An 18,939-nucleotide genomic window follows, 5' to 3' on the forward strand; every position below is an offset into this window, starting at 1 on the left:
TTTATGGAGAAAGTAATTGATATAGAAGATCGCATACCTACGCTAAAACTGCGACGAAAAAAGCGTACAAATCGTAAATTCATAGTCCTAATATTACTTTTCTTTTTGGTGCTAGCTGTACTCCTTTATTTTCAATCTCCTTACAGTGATATTAAAAACATTACGGTGAACGGTGCTAAACTAGCTGACGAACAATATTACTTAAATGCTAGTACACTTGCACCAGGAAAGTCGATGTGGGGTTTTACGGTTAAAGATGTAGAACAGGCTATACTAAAGGACAAATGGGTACAAGAGGTACAAGTGAAGCGTAAATGGCTGAGAGGCGTAACGATTGATATTAAGGAATGGAAAAAAGTTGCGTATCTAGCGGGTGATGGAACCTATTATCCATTATTAGAGAATGGTAAAAAATTTGAGCAAGCTGGCGACAATATCCCGATTGATGCGCCCGTTTTTATTGGCATAACGGGGGAAAAAACAATTAACAAACTTGTAGAGCAATTAGCCCGTTTAAAACCTGAAGTTTTAGCCTTAATCTCACAAGTCAATACTAACAGTAATGAGGCCAATCCTAATGCGGTCAAGCTTTATATGAATGACGGCTATGAAGTACGTGCAGTGATACCAACATTAGCTGAAAAGCTAAATTATTATCCATCCATTGTTGCGCAAATTGCAGATTTAGAAAAGGGAGTTATCGACATAGAAGTCGGCTCTTATTACCGTCCCTTTAATGATGAGTACAACAAAGTGAACATTGATATGGAGGACAACCCTGATGGAAAAGTGGCCAATCAGGAAGTGAATGAAGATGAACAACAAGAAACAGAATAGCAAAGGGAATTTCTTTACGAGGAAACAATTTGAGCTGCTCATCGTTTGCATAACAACTGGGTTTATCATCGGCTATTCTTACAACCAAGCGAAGGACAATCGCCAAACTAGCGCCATTAAATCAGAGCTATTTGAACAAGAAGATTCATATCGTGAGGAGCTCATTGAACAACAAGAGCGCAATAAAGAACTCACAGAAGAAGCCAACATGTTACAAGAAAAGATTCGGCACTATGAAAAGAAATTTGCATCAAATGAAAAGGATTCTAAGAAATTAGTTCAAGAAGCAGAAGATTTACGCTTACTATTAGGTGATTTAAATTCAGAAGGAAAGGGTATACGTATTACGCTTCAAGATGGTGATTACGATCCTAAATCTGCAAACCCTAATGATTATATCGTCCACGAAAGTCATGTTTTTAAGTTGCTAAATGAATTAAAAATTTCTGGAGCACAAGCGATTGCCATTAATGGACAACGGGTCATGGCGAATTCTTATATTAGATGTAATGGGCCTGTTATTACAATTGACGGCAAGCAACACCCAGCTCCATTTGTCATCGAGGCTATTGGGGATTCGGGGACACTCCGCGCTTCATTGAACTTAAGTGGTGGTGTAGTAGATCAGTTGTTAAATGACAACATTGTGGTGTCCTTAGAAGAAAATCAAAAGTTAATGATGCCTAATGTAAAAATAGAAAGTTAACTACTGCGAATCTATGTATGAACATAGGCTGAAAGTTATGTTAAGCCTCCTGTGGATGTCCTAGATCATTATTTGTATTTATGGAATGCAAAGTCTAAATTTGATGATATCAAGGAGTAATTGTTTGCGATGCGTCTAGGAGGGGCTATTTTGAAAAAAAATATGTACACCCGAATAACGATCGTGCTATTTATTATCGGTTTGATGATAGCGGTACAATACAATACCATTCAAAAACCAGCTGAGCGAGATACACGAGATATTTGGGCCATACGAGAGGAATTAGCAGAAGAAAAGAAAAGGCATTCCACATTATTAGCAGATATTCGCTCACTCAATGAGGTAGTGGGTCGCTATGAGCAATCTGAAAAAACTAATTTACAAGGTGTTTTAAATGAGACAGTAAATCGTTTAAAACAACAGGCAGGTCTTACGGATATAACAGGTCCTGGGGTGATACTTCGAGTGGAGCCAGCCCCAGAATTAGTAGCAATGGGGTATGAAATAAAAGAGATTTCTCCAGACTTACTTACCCAATTACTGAATGAATTATATAAATATAATGCTGCTAGTGTTGCAATTGATGGAAATCGTATTGTTCATACCTCAGCCATTAGGGACATCAATGGGAAAACAACGGTGAACAGTGTAGCACTTTCTTCGCCACCATTCGAAATTTATGTTGGGACAACGACATTTAAGGCAGCTCAAAAAATGTATAATTCCATTCAAGCTTCCACATTTATCGATTCATTTTATTTAGATAATTTTAATTTAGTAATAGAGGAGCCGACTGAATTGGTAACCATACCGGCATACGATCAGCCGTTGACGAATGATTATTTAACAGAGGTCAAAAAAGGAGAATAAATAAACTATGTGGCTACCATTTCTAGGTTTGGTGTTGGGACTAGCACTAGGCTTGTTAACAAATATCCAAATCCCCTCTATTTATGAAAATTATTTGTCTATAGCAGTGCTGGCTGCTTTAGACACGTTATTTGGCGGTATACGAGCTCAATTACAGCATGTATATGACGATAAAGTATTTGTATCAGGTTTCTTTTTTAATATAGTTCTTGCGGCGGGATTGGCATTTTTAGGTGTGAATTTAGGTGTAGACTTATATTTAGCAGCCATTTTCGCTTTTGGAGTACGTTTGTTCCAAAATATAGCAATTATTAGGCGTATTTTACTAACTCGATTAGATGAAAAACGTCACAACAAGAAGAAAACTTCCATAGAATGAGAGAAAAATTGATCAAAATACTCGATTTGCTTAGACATTATGCAAGATTTACAATAGAATGAAATTAAGAGTATTTTCAAGGAGGTGCAGCGAATTGAATCAACAGGAATTGTATATATCACTTGATATAGGATCTTCCTCTATCAAAGTATTAATAGGTGAAATGAGCGACGGACAATTACATGTAATTGGGGTCGGTAATGTAAAATCGAATGGTGTTCGAAAAGGTGCGATTGTTGATATTGATGCAACAGTTCAGTCTATTCGAAAAGCAGTAGAACAAGCAGAGCGGATGACTGGTTATCAAATCGATGAAGTCGTTTTAGGCGTTCCAGCGAACCAGACGATGTTACAACTAGTTAAAGGTGTTGTCGCTGTAAATAGTGAAAATAGAGAAATTACAGATGATGATTTAGACAGAGTGGTAGAATCTGCACAAGTCATGTCAATACCTCCTGAACGTGAATTAGTCAACATCATTCCTAGACAGTTTATAGTAGATAATTTAGATGAAATTAAAGATCCACGAGGTATGATAGGTATTCGTCTCGAAATGGATGCGACAATGATTACGACCTCTAAAACGTTGTTACACAATGTACTTCGTTGCGTAGAGAAAGCAGGACTAAGCATTAGAGAAATCTATTTACAACCACTTGCTGCTGGTTTTTTTGCATTAACGGAAGATGAGAAAAACCAAGGAACAGCATTTATTGAATTGGGTGGTGGCTCAACGACTATTGCAGTATTTGAAGAAGGGCTACTGACACATACTGGGGTTATTCCAGTAGGTGGTGATCATATTACAAAAGACATTTCAATTGTTTTAAAGACACCGACAGATCAAGCGGAGCAAATAAAACACCAATTTGGACATGCCTTTTACGATGATGCTTCAGACGATGAACTGTTTGAAGTGCCAGTTGTAGGTACAGATTCTAGGGACCAGTACAGCCAACGCTATATTTCTGAAATTATTGGTGCAAGATTAGAAGAACTATTTGAACTAGTAATTGATGAGTTAGCACGTTTAGGCGTTCGCGATTTGCCAGGCGGTGTTGTTTTAACAGGTGGTGTTGCAAAGCTAGATGGTATTGCTCAATTAGCACGCCAAATACTGCAAACGCGTGTTAGAATATATACTCCAGATTATATTGGCGTTAGAGAGCCTTCATTTACGACGGCAGTTGGACTGATTCGTTACGCCTATTTAGAAGATGATTTTTACGGAAAAGGTACGAATACGCAGCCTATTGAATATGCGGTTGTCGGTGCACAAGCGCCTGCATCTAAAAAGCAAGAATATGCTGCACCTTCAGAATCAAAAGGAAGCGTAATCGGTAGAGCAAAAAAATTATTTGATAAATTTTTTGATTAACTTGAATGCGTAATGAATGATACAGAGTCGAGTTACCGTGGGAGGAAAAAAGAATGTTAGAATTTGATACAAGTGTCGATCAACTTGCAGTTATAAAAGTCATTGGTGTGGGTGGTGGCGGTAACAACGCTGTTAACCGAATGATAGAGCATGGTGTACAAGGCGTTGATTTTATCGCTGTGAACACTGATGCACAGGCTTTAAATTTATCGAAAGCTGAAATTAAGCTACAAATCGGTACAAAGCTTACACGTGGTTTAGGAGCAGGAGCTAATCCAGAAGTAGGGAAGAAAGCGGCAGAAGAAAGCCGTGAACAATTAGAAGAAGTATTACGCGGAGCGGATATGGTATTCGTTACAGCCGGAATGGGCGGTGGCACAGGTACTGGTGCTGCACCAGTTATCGCACAAATTGCCCGCGATTTAGGAGCTCTAACAGTAGGTGTCGTAACACGACCGTTTACTTTTGAAGGACGCAAACGACAAACACAGGCAATCGGTGGTATCGGAGGCATGAAAGAAGCCGTAGATACTTTGATCGTCATTCCGAACGACAAGCTCTTACAAATTGTCGATAAATCGACTCCGATGCTGGAAGCTTTCCGTGAAGCGGATAACGTTTTACGTCAAGGTGTACAAGGTATTTCGGATTTAATTGCAACACCAGGTCTTATCAACCTAGACTTTGCGGACGTAAAAACAATTATGTCTAACAAAGGCTCTGCGTTAATGGGTATTGGTATTGCGACAGGTGAAAATCGTGCCGCAGAAGCTGCTAAAAAAGCAATTTCAAGTCCATTACTGGAATCATCTATTGATGGCGCTAAAGGTGTACTGATGAACATTACAGGTGGTTCTAACCTTAGCTTATTTGAAGTACAAGAAGCTGCAGATATTGTGGCATCGGCTTCAGATGAAGAAGTGAATATGATTTTCGGTTCGGTTATTAATGAAAATTTAAAAGATGAAATCATTGTTACGGTGATTGCAACAGGCTTCTCAGAAGAGGCATTACAACACCACCGAGGAAATGCGCGTCCGAGTATTAATAATAATCGACAAGCTGCTCCACAACAACAAGCACCTATTCGTGAGCAACGTCAAGAAGTACATGTACAACAAGAACAACCGCGTCAAAATCATCAAAATTATGCACAAGATGATATGTTAGAAGTACCTGCATTTTTACGTAACCGTAAAAATCGTGGATAATCAACACTCGTATTTTACATCATGTAAAATACGAGTTTTTTAAGTGCCAGGCACGCAAACAATTCTGAATTGTTTGCGTGCCTGGCACTTTTTGTGTAAGGAAACGATGTTTTTTGTCAAAACATTTTTAGGAAATCATGCGATTGTTTGACAATATTTGTAGCGTTGGCATGCTAACTTTGTAAGTAGGAGGCGGCTGTTATGTATGGAGAATGGCTGGTGCTCATTAATACGCTTTATAATCTAGCAATACTGACGTTTACAGCAAAAGTTACAGGCGTTTTTGTAAAGAATACGAGATTATTAATGAGTTCAATAATTAGTAGTTTAATAGCTGTAATTGGTGGTCAAACGCTGCTTACGATTGTGCTAAGTTTCATTGTACTAATCGGTCTAGCCTTTCGCTTTAAGCTTCGAAGCTTTCAAAAGCAAGGGCCGATTGTCCTGACAGCTACCATTGTTATCGGCGGACTGTTAACAGCATTACAACCGTATTTAAAGAATCTTTCTGTCATGCATTTTATTGTACTTTGCTTATTGCTCGCAGTTGGTAATTTAATCATTTTTTATAAGCAATGGGGCTTTGTTAAGCTAGAGCGAGTAAGTGGACAGTTTGTATTTCAAACAACCTTGAAGGTTTTTGACAAAGAAATTCCACTTTCGGCATTTGTAGATACAGGCAATCAATGTATTGAGCCACTGTCGGGAAAACCTGTTCATTTTGTTTCATATGCAGCGCTACGGCCTTATTTACCAGCGACAATTCGTGAAGCATTAATGCAATGGCAAGAAACAGATCCTTACGATGTATCAATGTTTTCAGTAGATTATCAGCGTCTTATTCGATTTATTCATGTTAATACTGTACAGCAACAAACAGTAGTTTTAGGTTTTCGCTTTGATGAATGGCATATAAAAGGGGAGTCATCACAAGTGAAAACAAATGAATATATCGTGTTAACGAAAAAAGCTAAAAATTTTCCACATAGCACAGCAGCAATTTTACATTTTTCAGCGCTTTCAAATAACTCATAGAGGGGGAGAACTATTGCTTCTTAGGCTACTTGCTAGCTTGAAAAAATTATGGGGTAAGTTTCGGAGTCGTGAAACGTACTATATAGGGGGAAATGATTCATTGCCAGTGCCACTAAGTCGAGAAGAAGAAGTCACAGTCATTGCATCCTTTATGAACGGAGATTTACGAGCTAGAGATACACTTATTGAACGTAATTTACGTCTTGTTGTTTATATTGCTAGACGTTTTGATAATACGGGTACGCCGATTGAAGATTTAATTAGTATTGGTTCAATTGGCTTAATAAAAGCGATTGAAACGTTCAATACAGATAAAAATATTAAACTTGCAACGTACGCATCACGTTGTATTGAAAATGAAATTTTGATGCATTTACGTAAAACGAGTCGCATGAAGGGTGAAGTTTCACTAGATGAGCCACTAAATTCTGATGCTGACGGAAATGAATTACTATTGTCTGATATTTTAGGCACAGAGGAACATATTATTTTAGATAATGTTGAAAAGAAAATTGAACGTCAGCATATGTTCCATGCCATTAATTTATTAGGTGCACGTGAAAGATATATTATGGAATGTCGTTTCGGTTTAAACGGGAAAATAGAAATGACACAAAAAGAAGTAGCCGATCATTTAGGTATTTCGCAATCATATATTTCTAGGCTAGAAAAGAAAATTATTCAAGATTTACGAGAAAATTTAAATCAGCCAATATCTTAGATAGGGAAATTTATCCTACCTAAAATTGGTCGCGCTTTTTCTGCATATTCTCGATTCTGTCGGACAAACTGATGTAACGGTTTAGTCAGAGAATAACATCCGGAGGAATCGAATATGCGAACAAAAGTAGATCTTTGCGGCTTAGATACATCGACTTTGCCAATTTTAAAGCACGAAGAAATGAAGGAACTCTTCATTCGATTACAAGCAGGAGAAACCGAGATTCGGGAAGAGCTTGTAATGTGCAATTTAAGGTTAGTGCTAAGTATTGTCGGACGATTTGCCTATAGGGGTGAACAGGCAGATGATTTATTTCAGGTAGGCTGTATTGGCCTCATGAAAGCCATTGATCATTTCGATTTAAAGCATAATGTGCGATTTTCAACATATGCTGTACCAATGATCATTGGTGAAATTCGTCGCCATCTGCGTGATCATCATGCACTACGTGTTTCTCGTTCTCTTAGAGATATTGCGTATAAGGCGATGCAGGCAAAAGAACAATGGATAACCGATAATTTGCGAGAACCAACGATTGAAGAAATTGCTGAAATGATTGACATGAAAAAGGAAGATGTATTATTCGCTTTAGATGCCATTCAAGACCCAGTATCATTACAAGAGCCTATTTATGCAGACGGTGGAGACGCTGTTTATATGATGGACCAATTACGTGATGATGATGTATCGGAAGATCAATGGGTTGCCTACGTGTCGGTGAAGGAAAGCTTGCAAAAATTAGATGTACGTCAGCAAATGATTGTAGCAAAGCGTTTTTATTATGGTGAGACACAAACTGAAATTGCCAAAGAATTAGGGATTTCCCAAGCGCAAATTTCACGTCTTGAAAAAAATGCCATTGAAACAATGCAGAAAGACTATAAGTGAGTAGACAATGCGCACCCGAAACTTTCGGTGCGCATTTTATCTTCATTGATAAAAATAAAACGATGGTACATGTCATAGATTTTATTAAAGCTAATAAAGAACAATAATGTGAGCATGTTGCTCTGTGTAGCAGCAAGTTAGCTTAAATTAAAATTGACACTGGAATGAGTGGTATTGATTTACTAGGAGGGATACAAATGCGTTTCTCAATGTTACAGCAAAAAGAAGTAATAGAAGCAGGCAATGGACGTTTTTTAGGCTTTGTCGTAGATGCAGAGGTATCGAAAGAAACTGGCTATGTCACTGCGTTTATGATTGCAGAGCCGAGAAAGTATCTAGGTTTTTTTAGAGGTGAAGAGTCGATTAGAAAAGTCCATATGAAGGATGTTCTTGTTGTAGGAAAGGATGTCATTCTAGTAAAGGCATTATCGTAGAATCTTAGCATCTGTGCGGCTTGCTCCAATTTTTTGAACAGTAAGACTGTAGCCCCTCATGCCGTTTAAGCAACGTCAATGTATCAGCATTTAATAGGTCAGGCTATTCATTGATAAATCAAGAGTTGCTTGTTACAATAAAGGAAACTAAGTTGTAAAGTTGGGAAAAACAGTGACGAAAATCTTAACAAATTTAGACAAAATTAATAGTCAAATAAAAGCAGCACAACAACGCTCAAATCGTGAAGCAACTAACGTTCAAATTATTGCTGTAACGAAAGAGGTTTCCGTTGAAAGAACACAAGAAGCAATTGATGCAGGGCTTATACATTTAGGTGAAAATCGTCCTGAGGGCTTAAAGCAAAAAATTGAAGCCATTCAAGCAAATGTACACTGGCATTATATTGGATCATTACAAACTCGAAAAGTAAAACAAGTTATTAATGAAATTGATTACTTACATTCATTAGATCGTTTAAGTTTAGCTGAAGAGATTGAAAAAAGAGCAACAAAACCTGTAAAATGTTTTGTACAAGTTAATGTGTCAGGTGAACAATCAAAGCATGGTTTAACGATTGATGACGCAGTTACATTTATTGAATCTTTACAAAACTTTACGAAAATTCAAGTTGTAGGTCTAATGACAATGGCACCAAATACAGAGGACGAAACTATCATTCGCTCTGTTTTTAAGCAATTAAAACAATGTCAACAGCAAATAGCCGAACGAGGATTCGCACACGCGCCTTGTACCGAGTTATCAATGGGCATGTCTAATGACTTTGAAATAGCGGTAGAGGAAGGAGCTACATTCGTTCGAGTCGGAACGGCTCTTGTTGGAAATGAAAGAGGGGAACAGGATGAGCATGAAAAATAAAATTAAAAACTTCTTTTATCTTGAAGAAGAATTAGAAGAAGAAATCACGCAAGCTCCTATTCAACAGCAACAACCCGTGCAGCAACAACCGATTCATGCAGCTAAACCTAAAAAGGTCATTAAGGAACGTAAAGCACAGATTCATGAAATTGTACCGCAAAGTACAGCTGCCAATAATAATATTGTCAGTTTACAAGCAGCTATGAATACAAAGGGTGCGAAAGTTGTATTAGTAGAACCGAGAGTTTATGCAGAGGCACAAGATATCGCAGAAAACTTAAAGAACAAACGTGCAACGATTGTGAATCTACAACGTATCGATCGAGAACAAGGTATAAGAATCATTGACTTTTTAAGTGGTACAGTCTATGCACTTGGTGGAGACATTCAACGTATAGGCAAAGATATTTTCTTATGCACACCAGATAATGTAGAAGTGTCTGGCGAAATTTCAAATTTTATTTTAGACGATAATTAATAGCGAGGATTGTAGTTTATATGACTTTATATATCATTTTGCATTATGTGGATTTAGCATTTACTGTGTATTCATTTATGCTAGTTGCATATGTTTTAATGTCTTGGGTACCAGCTGCTCAAAGTTCAGCAATTGGCCGTTTTTTAGAAAAAGTATGTGAGCCGTATTTAGGGATTTTTAGAAAATTTATTCCGACTATTGGTATGATTGATATTTCTCCGATTGTAGCAATATTTATGTTGAATTTTATTAAAAACGGGCTTTTTATTGTAATTCAAAAAATATTCTTTATGTTTTAGTCAAAATCCTCACAGTTGGTGGGGATTTTTTGTGTAAAGGGGAAATACTAGGCTTAAAAAAGTAGTAGTTTCTAATGAATGAACAAATGGATGAGGTAGATGAGGTGAACGATAGATGGAGCATTTAATACAACATTTTAGGAAGGACGAGCAACCCTTTATTGAGCAGGTAGTAAGCTGGCAGCGCGAGGTGGAAGATCGTTATGCCCCAAAACTTACAGATTTTTTAGACCCAAGGCAGCGTTTTATTGTAGCATCTGTTATTGGGCAAAATAATGTGCTCCATACAACAAGCGATGGTCTATTTCATGAGGCAGAGCGTCAGCGCGTGCTTATTTTCCCAACGTATTTTGAACCCCAGAAGGAAGATTACCAGTTGAAAGTCTTTACTATTCACTATCCTGCAAGGTTTGTGCAATTGCGTCATCCTGATGTCCTCGGTGCCCTTTTATCTTTAGGCCTTGATCGTGCCAAATTCGGGGATATTCGTGTCAATGAACAGCAAGTACAGTTTGTGGTGGCAGAAGAGGTGGCAGATTATGTACGCCTTCATTTAACGGGCATTGGGAAAGTAAAAGTACATGTCGAATCGATGAAAGAGTTTCAAGTGCTTATCGAAAATGAAGAGGATTGGCAGGAGGAGTCACATACGGTTTCTTCAATGCGTTTAGATGTCATTATTGCAACGGTATTAAAGATTTCTCGTCAAAAAGCCCAAGCACTTATTACGGGAAAGAAAGTGCGAGTAAACTGGACTGAACGAGATACGGTTGCTTTTGAATGTCAAGAAGGTGATATTTTGTCAGTACGTGGAAGTGGTCGAGTGAAAATAATAATGACTGAAGGCCGAACAAAGAAAGATAAAATCCGTTTACAAATCGGTCGATTGACCCAAAAAGGCTAAAAAACATGTAATTTCCATTTATTTTTACTGCTAAGTTGTTAGAACAATTGTATAATAAGAATTACGAATGTACATGTAAAGGAGAGAAGGATCGTATGCCATTATCACCTATTGATATACATAATAAGGAGTTTACAAAATCTTTCAGAGGTTATGCTGAAGATGAAGTAAATGAATTTTTAGATCAAATCATTAAAGATTATGAAAAACTACTGCGTGAAAAAAAAGAAGTCGATAAGCAATTAGAAATGGCTTTAGAGCAAGCGAGACATTTTAATTCTTTAGAAGAAACATTACAAAAATCTATAGTTGTTGCCCAAGAGGCGGCTGATGAAGTACGCAGAAATTCGCAAAAAGAAGCAAAGCTTATTGTGAAAGAAGCTGAAAAAAATGCTGATCGCATTGTCAATGAAGCCTTAACGAAAGCACGTAAAGTAACAATCGAGATAGATGAGTTGAAAAAACAATCAAAAGTTTTCCGTAATCGTTTTAAAATGCTTGTAGAAGCACAGTTAGATTTACTGAATGCAGATGATTGGGATCATTTATTACAGTATGATATTGATTTAACAGAAATTCAGTCTTCTGTTGAGGAAGCGCAAGAGTCAGAAGAAATGTAAATAAGGCTTTTACTTAAAAAAGTGAAGGTATCATGTGATGAATATGACTTGACGCAATTCGTGGATTTCCATATACTATTGTAATAGTAAATAAAATAAGCACTTATATGCATAAAGGCAGAGACGAAGACAGTATTTGTTAGGCGTTGACAAGCGATTTGGGGATAGTGGGAGCCCATACAAGCAAATAACAAAGAAAATCACTTCTGAGCTAAATAACTGAACGGCTAGTAAGTTATTTCGGAGCGCACAACGTTAACGTGCTTTCAAGCGGTAGTATATTATGTACTACAACTAGGGTGGTACCGCGAGTTCAAGCTTCTCGTCCCTTACAGGGATTGAGAGGCTTTTTTGTTGTTACTGTTTTGACTTTGGGGCATCATTCGTAGGACATTCGAAATAGCATCGTTTAAATATTTAGCGCAAGTTGTGTTGCAGGCTTTTAAGAAGCTGCATGCCATGGATGCTAAGCAGTTGTTCTCTGTTTGCAAAAAATAAAGGAGGAATTACAAATGGTTGAATATAAAGAAACCTTATTAATGCCGAAAACGGATTTTCCTATGCGTGGGAACTTACCAGCAAATGAACCAAAAATGCAAGAAAAATGGAATGAGATGGACATCAATAAATTACAAATGGAGCGTACAGCTGGTCGCCCAGAGTATGTGTTACATGATGGCCCTCCATATGCAAATGGTGATATTCATATTGGCCATGCGTTAAATAAAGTGATAAAAGATATGATTACACGCCATCGCTCCATGACTGGCTATCATGTCAACTATATTCCAGGTTGGGATACACATGGTTTACCAATTGAACAAGCTTTAACAAACAAAGGTGTTAAACGTAAAGAAATGTCCATTGCAGATTTCCGTGAGCTTTGTGAAAAATATGCTTATGAGCAAATTGACAATCAGCGTGCACAATTCCGCCGTCTAGGCATTCGTGGCGATTGGGAAAACCCATATATTACGTTAAAACCAGAATTTGAAGCGCGCCAAATTGAAGTATTCGGTAAAATGGCGGAAAAAGGCTATATTTATAAAGGCTTAAAACCAGTATATTGGTCGCCTTCATCTGAGTCTGCATTAGCGGAAGCGGAAATTGAATATAAAGATGTTAAATCAGCTTCTATTTATGTCAGCTTTGCCATTAAAGATGCTAAAGGTGTTGTGCCAGCCGATGCGAAACTTATTATTTGGACGACTACACCTTGGACACTACCTGCAAACTTAGGGATTTCTTTAAATCCAGAGTTTATCTATGTGGTTGTGGCGGTAGCAGATAAAAAATTCATTATCGCGAAAGAATTGTTAGAAACAGTTGCAAAAGAGCTTGAATGGGAAACGTACGAAGTTGTCCAAGAAGTAAAAGGGGAAGCATTAGACCGTCTTGTAGCACAACATCCATTCTACGACCGAGAATCGCTTGTTATGGTCGGGGAACATGTTTCTGCTGAAGCAGGTACAGGTTGTGTTCATACAGCTCCAGGACATGGTGAAGATGACTATCAAATTGGGAAAGCTTATGGTTTACCTATTCTTAGTCCAGTGGATAACAGCGGTTGTTATACAGACGAAGCACCAGGTTTTGAAGGTGTCTTCTACAATGATGCAAACAAAATGGTTACTGCCAAATTAGAAGAAGTTGGCGCATTAGAAAAATTAAGCTTCTTTACGCACTCGTATCCACATGACTGGCGTACGAAAAAACCAGTTATTTATCGTGCTACACCACAATGGTTTGCGTCTATCGATGCCTTCCGTGATGAATTATTAGCAGCGGTTAAATCGACAACATTCACACCCGCATGGGGCGAAACACGTCTTTATAATATGATCCGTGATCGTGGCGATTGGGTTATTTCTCGTCAACGTGCATGGGGTGTACCAATTCCAATTTTCTATGCTGAAAATGGTGAACCAATCATTACACCAGAAACAATTGCACATATTTCTGCATTATTCCGTGAACATGGTTCAAATATTTGGTTCCAAATGACAGCGAAAGAATTATTGCCAGAAGGCTTTACACATCCAGGTAGCCCGAATGGTGAGTTTACGAAAGAAAATGATATTATGGACGTTTGGTTTGACTCAGGTTCATCTCACCAAGGTGTGCTAGTCGAACGTGGACTGAAATATCCAGCAGATCTTTACTTAGAAGGTTCTGACCAACACCGTGGATGGTTTAACTCTTCGTTAATTACATCTGTGGCGATTAATGGCTATGCGCCTTATAAAGGCTTATTAACGCATGGTTTCGTTCTTGATGGCGATGGTCGCAAAATGAGTAAGTCACTAGGAAACGTTATTATCCCTCAAAAGGTAATGGACCAATATGGTGCTGATATTCTACGTCTATGGGTAGCATCTGTAGATTATACGGCTGATGTGCGTATTTCTATGGATATGTTAAAACAAGTGTCTGAAGTGTACCGTAAAATCCGTAATACATTCCGTTTCTTACACGGTAATGTAGCTGATTTCAATCCACAAAAAGATCGTGTAGCCTATGCAGATTTACGCGAAATGGATCAATATATTTATATGCGTTTACAAGATGTCTTAAAAACGGTGCGTGCTGCTTACGACCGCTATGATTTTGCGGCTGTCTACCATGCGGTGAATAACTTTGTTGCTGTAGAATTATCTTCTTTCTACTTAGACATCGCAAAAGACGTTGTTTATATTGAAGGGCATGACAATAAAGACCGTCGTGCAATGCAAACAGTCATGTATGATACATTAATGACATTAGTAACAGTCATGACACCAATTATTCCACATACAACGGATGAGGTTTGGTCTTACTTACATGCACAAGGTGTTGTAGAAGAGGTGTCAGTGCAATTAACTGATTTCCCATCAGTAGATGAGCAAGCAAACTTTGATGAGCTTCGTGGCAAATGGGCAGCGATAATCGAAGTGCGTGATGATATTCTAAAAGCATTAGAAGAAGCGCGTAATGCTAAAACAATCGGTAAGTCTCTTGAAGCGAAAATAACAGTTTATGCTAACCAAGAAGTGTTAACATTATTGCATGATGCAAACATTGATTTTGCGCAACTTTCTATCGTTTCTGCTTTTGAGGTAGCAGCAATTGAATCAGCCCCTGCTGAAGCGTTAGCGTTAGAACATGTTTCCATTGTTGTTGAAAAAGCAACAGGCGAAAAATGTGAGCGTTGCTGGTCAATTTCTGCAACAGTTGGAACAAATGAAGCACATCCAACAGTGTGTGCTCGTTGTGCCGAAGTTGTTGAAAAATATTATGTATAAAAATTAATGAACAATGAGCAGCTCGATGATTTTAGATCGGCTGCTCATTTTTTTGAATGCGTGGAACATGTTGAACATACCGATCCAAATTAAGAACATAGTGGAAAGTAGACCATAAATGGGAGGCAAGCGAGGATGTCTAGATGAATAGCTTTTAGGATACAAACATGCAAAAGTAATCTTTATTTAAACAATATTTCAATTGTGTTTCGGTAATCCGTTGGAGATATTCCTACATATTTTTTAAATGTAAGGCTGTAATAATTGGGTGTATTAAAGCCAGAGCTTGCTGCGATTTTTTCAATGGTGTAGTCAAATTTCCGCAAGTAGGGGAGTGTTTTGATAATGCGTGTATACGCTACATAATCGACAAAATTACGACCCGTTTCTTTTTTAAATAATCGGCTAAAGTGAGTAGGACTAAAATTAATAGATTTCGCTACATCGCTAATAACTAGCTGTTCATCGTAATGCTCCTCAATGTAGTGAATAGCCTTTTGTAGCTGTTCATGCTTCGTTAAATCTTCATAAAATCGTATATGAATATTATCGACGGGTGGCTTTCTACGTGCTTTTCTAGCTTGACTATAAGATTCTTTGACTTGCATAGATTGCAAAAAAACACCACCAATGCCCATAAAAAGATGGATACTATAATCGTTTTTCAATTGCTCGATTACTGTCAGTAAAGTAGTGACGCCCTCTGCCCAATGTTTAAAGGATGTATACGTTATAGGAATCCGCATGAGCAGTAATAAGTAACGCTCGAAATTTAAAAAGGACAACGGTGCTTTATCGGCAAAATGTTGACGAAAAACATTTGTAATTACACTACTAGCATCGTAAGGAATCGGTCGGTTGTGCTGAATATCTACGTAGCCTTGAATTAAGAAAACGATATTGGGAATACAGTCAGTTGATAAAAAGGAAGAGGCTTGTACAATTTCCTGTTCATTGTTGATTTCTCCCCGTATTAAGCGTCTCAAAAACGCTTCGCGAAACGGCGATGTATGATCTTGAGGAAATTGTTGCGAAAGTTCAAGCATCGTGACTGTACTTGCTTGCTGTTCTTTATAGGAAGTATAAAGCTTTTTTACAATTCGTAAAAACTTTTGTTTGTGCAACGGTTTTATAAGAAGCGCTTGTAAATTTAATTCAATGGCAATACCAGCCGAGTAAGCTAGGTGTACTGCAACAATTGGGACAATTATACTGTTAGGATAATGTTTCTTTAAACGATTGACCTTAATCCAATCAAATAATCCCCTAATTTCATAGACGAATATAACTACTTCATGTGCACTTGGTTGTGTACATTCAGTAAATGTGTTAGGGAGGAATTCTTCTAACCACCCTAGCATTTGCTGTTTTTCAATTGAATTCTCAACGTACCATACGACGCCTAAAATACTAAACAGCCCCTTTCTAAAGTCAAAAAATATAATGAAGGTTACTAGAAATATTTTAACTTAAAATAGCAATATTTTGTACTAATACAGCAAAATATTGTACCTATATTATTGAAAAAATAGAATAGAATAGTTGTAGTGAATAATAATTTGAAATTTCAGATAATTATTCACCTATATAAAAGGGGGTTAGTAATATGGCAGGAAGTCATGATTACGAGTATGTAGAAGCTGGAACTGTAGATGTAAAAGATTTGCCACCGTTAGATCCGACAACACATAAAATTATGAAGGATGAGTTTACTACAGGATTTAGCTTAACGGTATTTTATTTTATTTTAATTTTTACTATTCCAGTGATGAATTGGTTTGCTCCTGAATTTGCGTTTAAGAAATTGTGGGGCGGTATGACCGTTACTTGGTTTGTCACGACAATCGTCATGATGTTGATGGCTTTTATGATTGCCTATGTGCATACGACATTGTATGAAAAGCGCTTGAAAAAATATGAGATGTCAACGAAGTAGTGCAACTTAAGGGGGTAGGTTGAATGTTAGAGACAATTTTAGAACCAAAAATGTTATTAACAATTGCCCTAATGGGAACGATTGTCTACATTACGTATTTAACGAAAAAAAATACAACAGCATCTGATTTCTTCGTTGGGGGACGGAGCTTTGGATGGTTTACGAACGGTTCAGCTATCGGGGGAGACTATTTAAGTGCAGCTACATTTTTAGGGATTGCTGGTTTAACCTTTCAATTAGGATATGATGGAGCCTATTATGCATTTTGCTTCTCGATTGGTTTGACGCTATTAGCTATTTTTGTTGCTGGGCCATTAAGAAGGTTTGGTGCATTTACCGTAGCAGACTTTTTAGCCTATCGCTTTCATAGTAGACGAGCTCGTTTAGCCGCAGTCATTGTAGTTTTAGCAATTTCAGGTTTCTATGCGGCGCCACAGCTACTAGGCGCAGCACAAATATTAAGTATGTTCTTTGGGACTTCTTATGAATTTGGCATTATTTTTACATGTGTCGTGATGATTTTCTATGTAGGAATCGGTGGTATGAAGGGCACGACGATCAACCAAGCATTAGAGCTGTGGATTCGTCTAGGTGCATTCATTGTGATGCTTATTGCAGCGATGTATGGTGGCTTGCATTACGATAAAATTTTAGCAGCTATCAATTCCTTTAATGGACCTATTACTGGGACATCACCGTATGCCTTGGATGGAAGTGATATAAATTTTGATGGTGCCGCGTGGACGGGGACAGGCTTCTATTTCCCGACGTTTTGGCAAACGATTAGTATGACCATTGGTTTAGCATTAGGTACGATAGGGTTACCACATATTTTATTGCGTTTTTATACCAATCCGAGTGCTAAGGCTGCACGTAAATCTGCTTTAATGGCGATTGGTATTGCGAGTGCATTCTTCTTGTTAGCAGTATTTTTAGGGGTTGTTGGTCGTGCTATTTTCATTTCAGGTACTGCGAGTGAGGAAGTAATGAGAGATTTAGTGCTTGGTGGCAATAACATGGTTATTCCAACAACCGCGCTTGCATTAGGAGGCGATTGGCTGCTCGGTCTTGTGATTGCAGGGGCATTCGCAGCTATTTTCTCTAACTTATCAGGATTATTTATTACAAGCTCTGGTGCATTAGCGCATGATTTATATGCTAGCTTTATGAAAAAAGATATTACACAAAAACAGCGTGTAGTTGCTGGGAAAGTGGCGATTGTTATTTTAGGTATTCTATATGGCGGACTTGGGTTACTCGTAAAGGATGCTTCCATCGGTCATTTAGTTGCTTTAGCATTTACGGTTGCCGCAAGTACATTTACACCAATCTTTATATTAGGTATTTGGTGGAGAGGGATGACCGAAAAAGGAGCAATTGCAGGGTTAGTGATTGGTCTCCTCGTGTCGATGTGGATGATTTTCTTACCAGGGACACTTCCAAGTTTCCTACAATTCAAAATCCCTGGCATTGTAACAGTACCAGTCGGTTTCCTATCCGTTATTGTCGTGTCATTATTAGATCGTAAAGTACCTGCTGATGTAAACGATTTCATGAAGCGAGTGCACTCGAAGGAATCGGAAACTGCATAGATGATTAACATTGCACGTTAGTTCTTTTGTGAAGAAAGCATAGGAGGCTGGGACAAAAGAGAAAAAGTGTTAGATTGACTGCCATCAATCTAACACTTTTTTGCTACGCCGTATTGTCCGCTTCAGCGGTGCTTTCCGCGGGCACACACGTAAGCCGCAACCCTCGCTAACGCGCAGGTTTGTTGCGTCTTACGCTGTGTGCGTTCTGAGCAGGAGTCACCGCCTTCGCTACCAACAACTAGTAACCCTTCTAATTTTTTATTTATTGCAAAAGCATGAATAGCTAAGTTAGCCAAGTTCTCCATATAGCAAAAATTTATGAACACCTTTCCTCTGTTCCTTAAATTTTTCTAGTTATGTCCCAGCCTCCTATCGTTTTTTTACTTCTATAAAAATTGTACGAAAAACGTCCAAGCTTGCTATATTAAGAAGGCTAGACTAAACAGTGAGACCGCTGTTGAAAAGCGTCACCATCTTGATGTATTTTTTCAAA

At 38.0% G+C, this 18,939-nt stretch carries 19 protein-coding genes and 1 other annotated feature; of the genes, 18 read left to right on the forward strand and 1 reads right to left on the reverse strand.

From position 1 onward, the window contains the following. Positions 1–3: 3 nt before the first annotated feature. From C9J37_RS13040 to ileS, 16 genes are all read left to right on the forward strand, one after another. Positions 4–837, forward strand: a complete 834-nt coding sequence (locus C9J37_RS13040; RefSeq protein ID WP_107895681.1) for a cell division protein FtsQ/DivIB — start codon at positions 4–6, stop codon at positions 835–837. After that, positions 815–1,543, forward strand: coding sequence for a DUF881 domain-containing protein (locus tag C9J37_RS13045; protein ID WP_107895682.1), 729 nt, complete (start codon positions 815–817; stop codon positions 1,541–1,543). The genes C9J37_RS13040 and C9J37_RS13045 overlap by 23 nt, the downstream gene beginning before the upstream one ends. Positions 1,544–1,693: 150 nt before the next feature. Then, positions 1,694–2,413 (forward strand): DUF881 domain-containing protein, encoded by a 720-nt coding sequence (locus tag C9J37_RS13050; protein WP_107895683.1) that lies wholly within the window; start codon positions 1,694–1,696, stop codon positions 2,411–2,413. A gap of 7 nt (positions 2,414–2,420) precedes the next feature. Continuing rightward, on the forward strand, positions 2,421–2,792 hold the full coding sequence (locus C9J37_RS13055) for a small basic family protein (protein WP_069510250.1): 372 nt from the start codon (positions 2,421–2,423) through the stop codon (positions 2,790–2,792). Between the two features lie 94 nt (positions 2,793–2,886). After that, on the forward strand, positions 2,887–4,170 hold the full coding sequence (gene ftsA, locus C9J37_RS13060; RefSeq protein ID WP_024362136.1) for a cell division protein FtsA: 1,284 nt from the start codon (positions 2,887–2,889) through the stop codon (positions 4,168–4,170). 53 nt (positions 4,171–4,223) lie between these two features. After that, positions 4,224–5,381 carry a cell division protein FtsZ gene (ftsZ, locus tag C9J37_RS13065; protein WP_107895684.1) on the forward strand — a complete coding sequence of 386 codons (1,158 nt, stop codon included), beginning with the start codon at positions 4,224–4,226 and terminating at the stop codon, positions 5,379–5,381. A gap of 201 nt (positions 5,382–5,582) precedes the next feature. Further along, positions 5,583–6,416 (forward strand): sigma-E processing peptidase SpoIIGA, encoded by an 834-nt coding sequence (locus tag C9J37_RS13070; RefSeq protein ID WP_107895685.1) that lies wholly within the window; start codon positions 5,583–5,585, stop codon positions 6,414–6,416. Between the two features lie 13 nt (positions 6,417–6,429). Then, on the forward strand, positions 6,430–7,137 hold the full coding sequence (sigE, locus tag C9J37_RS13075; RefSeq protein WP_024362133.1) for an RNA polymerase sporulation sigma factor SigE: 708 nt from the start codon (positions 6,430–6,432) through the stop codon (positions 7,135–7,137). A gap of 114 nt (positions 7,138–7,251) precedes the next feature. Continuing rightward, positions 7,252–8,025 carry an RNA polymerase sporulation sigma factor SigG gene (gene sigG, locus C9J37_RS13080; protein ID WP_024362132.1) on the forward strand — a complete coding sequence of 258 codons (774 nt, stop codon included), beginning with the start codon at positions 7,252–7,254 and terminating at the stop codon, positions 8,023–8,025. 197 nt (positions 8,026–8,222) lie between these two features. Further along, positions 8,223–8,459, forward strand: coding sequence for a YlmC/YmxH family sporulation protein (locus C9J37_RS13085; RefSeq protein ID WP_024362131.1), 237 nt, complete (start codon positions 8,223–8,225; stop codon positions 8,457–8,459). 172 nt (positions 8,460–8,631) lie between these two features. Continuing rightward, positions 8,632–9,336 carry a YggS family pyridoxal phosphate-dependent enzyme gene (locus C9J37_RS13090; RefSeq protein WP_107895704.1) on the forward strand — a complete coding sequence of 235 codons (705 nt, stop codon included), beginning with the start codon at positions 8,632–8,634 and terminating at the stop codon, positions 9,334–9,336. Continuing rightward, entirely contained in the window at positions 9,320–9,814 is a 495-nt protein-coding gene (locus tag C9J37_RS13095; RefSeq protein WP_024362129.1) for a cell division protein SepF, read from the forward strand. The genes C9J37_RS13090 and C9J37_RS13095 overlap by 17 nt, the downstream gene beginning before the upstream one ends. A gap of 20 nt (positions 9,815–9,834) precedes the next feature. Next, positions 9,835–10,113, forward strand: a complete 279-nt coding sequence (locus C9J37_RS13100) for a YggT family protein (RefSeq protein WP_024362128.1) — start codon at positions 9,835–9,837, stop codon at positions 10,111–10,113. A gap of 115 nt (positions 10,114–10,228) precedes the next feature. Beyond that, positions 10,229–11,017 carry a YlmH family RNA-binding protein gene (locus C9J37_RS13105; RefSeq protein WP_107895686.1) on the forward strand — a complete coding sequence of 263 codons (789 nt, stop codon included), beginning with the start codon at positions 10,229–10,231 and terminating at the stop codon, positions 11,015–11,017. Positions 11,018–11,112: 95 nt separating this feature from the next. Continuing rightward, positions 11,113–11,637 (forward strand): DivIVA domain-containing protein, encoded by a 525-nt coding sequence (locus C9J37_RS13110; RefSeq protein WP_024362126.1) that lies wholly within the window; start codon positions 11,113–11,115, stop codon positions 11,635–11,637. Between the two features lie 111 nt (positions 11,638–11,748). Beyond that, positions 11,749–11,970, forward strand: a binding site (T-box leader). Positions 11,971–12,149: 179 nt separating this feature from the next. Next, complete coding sequence (gene ileS, locus C9J37_RS13115; protein ID WP_107895687.1) at positions 12,150–14,918, forward strand: isoleucine--tRNA ligase; 2,769 nt, start codon at positions 12,150–12,152, stop codon at positions 14,916–14,918. A 182-nt stretch (positions 14,919–15,100) separates the two neighbouring features. Here ileS and C9J37_RS13120 read toward each other — a convergent pair whose 3' ends face one another. Continuing rightward, positions 15,101–16,279 carry an AraC family transcriptional regulator gene (locus C9J37_RS13120; RefSeq protein ID WP_107895688.1) on the reverse strand — a complete coding sequence of 393 codons (1,179 nt, stop codon included), beginning with the start codon at positions 16,277–16,279 and terminating at the stop codon, positions 15,101–15,103. Positions 16,280–16,524: 245 nt separating this feature from the next. Between C9J37_RS13120 and C9J37_RS13125 the strand changes: the two genes are divergently transcribed. Both C9J37_RS13125 and C9J37_RS13130 read left to right on the forward strand, forming a co-directional pair. Then, the gene (locus tag C9J37_RS13125; protein ID WP_107895689.1) at positions 16,525–16,854 is read left to right on the forward strand and encodes a DUF485 domain-containing protein; all 330 of its coding nucleotides are present in this window, start codon (positions 16,525–16,527) and stop codon (positions 16,852–16,854) included. Between the two features lie 23 nt (positions 16,855–16,877). Beyond that, complete coding sequence (locus tag C9J37_RS13130; protein WP_069510236.1) at positions 16,878–18,446, forward strand: sodium/solute symporter; 1,569 nt, start codon at positions 16,878–16,880, stop codon at positions 18,444–18,446. The last annotated feature ends 493 nt before the right edge of the window (positions 18,447–18,939 follow it).

Source organism: Lysinibacillus mangiferihumi, assembly GCF_003049665.1.
Classification (GTDB): Bacteria; Bacillota; Bacilli; order Bacillales_A; family Planococcaceae; genus Lysinibacillus; species Lysinibacillus mangiferihumi.

What these genes read in the sequence shown, in the direction of transcription:
- C9J37_RS13040 (WP_107895681.1), top strand. Translation starts at nt 4, where the DNA reads ATGGAGAAAGTAATTGATATAGAAGATCGCATACCTACGCTAAAACTG.
- C9J37_RS13045 (WP_107895682.1), top strand. Translation starts at nt 815, where the DNA reads ATGAACAACAAGAAACAGAATAGCAAAGGGAATTTCTTTACGAGGAAA.
- C9J37_RS13055 (WP_069510250.1), top strand. Translation starts at nt 2,421, where the DNA reads ATGTGGCTACCATTTCTAGGTTTGGTGTTGGGACTAGCACTAGGCTTG.
- ftsZ (WP_107895684.1), top strand. Translation starts at nt 4,224, where the DNA reads ATGTTAGAATTTGATACAAGTGTCGATCAACTTGCAGTTATAAAAGTC.
- C9J37_RS13070 (WP_107895685.1), top strand. Translation starts at nt 5,583, where the DNA reads ATGTATGGAGAATGGCTGGTGCTCATTAATACGCTTTATAATCTAGCA.
- sigG (WP_024362132.1), top strand. Translation starts at nt 7,252, where the DNA reads ATGCGAACAAAAGTAGATCTTTGCGGCTTAGATACATCGACTTTGCCA.
- C9J37_RS13085 (WP_024362131.1), top strand. Translation starts at nt 8,223, where the DNA reads ATGCGTTTCTCAATGTTACAGCAAAAAGAAGTAATAGAAGCAGGCAAT.
- C9J37_RS13095 (WP_024362129.1), top strand. Translation starts at nt 9,320, where the DNA reads ATGAGCATGAAAAATAAAATTAAAAACTTCTTTTATCTTGAAGAAGAA.
- C9J37_RS13100 (WP_024362128.1), top strand. Translation starts at nt 9,835, where the DNA reads ATGACTTTATATATCATTTTGCATTATGTGGATTTAGCATTTACTGTG.
- C9J37_RS13105 (WP_107895686.1), top strand. Translation starts at nt 10,229, where the DNA reads ATGGAGCATTTAATACAACATTTTAGGAAGGACGAGCAACCCTTTATT.
- C9J37_RS13110 (WP_024362126.1), top strand. Translation starts at nt 11,113, where the DNA reads ATGCCATTATCACCTATTGATATACATAATAAGGAGTTTACAAAATCT.
- ileS (WP_107895687.1), top strand. Translation starts at nt 12,150, where the DNA reads ATGGTTGAATATAAAGAAACCTTATTAATGCCGAAAACGGATTTTCCT.
- C9J37_RS13120 (WP_107895688.1), bottom strand. Translation starts at nt 16,279, where the DNA reads ATGCTAGGGTGGTTAGAAGAATTCCTCCCTAACACATTTACTGAATGT.
- C9J37_RS13125 (WP_107895689.1), top strand. Translation starts at nt 16,525, where the DNA reads ATGGCAGGAAGTCATGATTACGAGTATGTAGAAGCTGGAACTGTAGAT.
- C9J37_RS13130 (WP_069510236.1), top strand. Translation starts at nt 16,878, where the DNA reads ATGTTAGAGACAATTTTAGAACCAAAAATGTTATTAACAATTGCCCTA.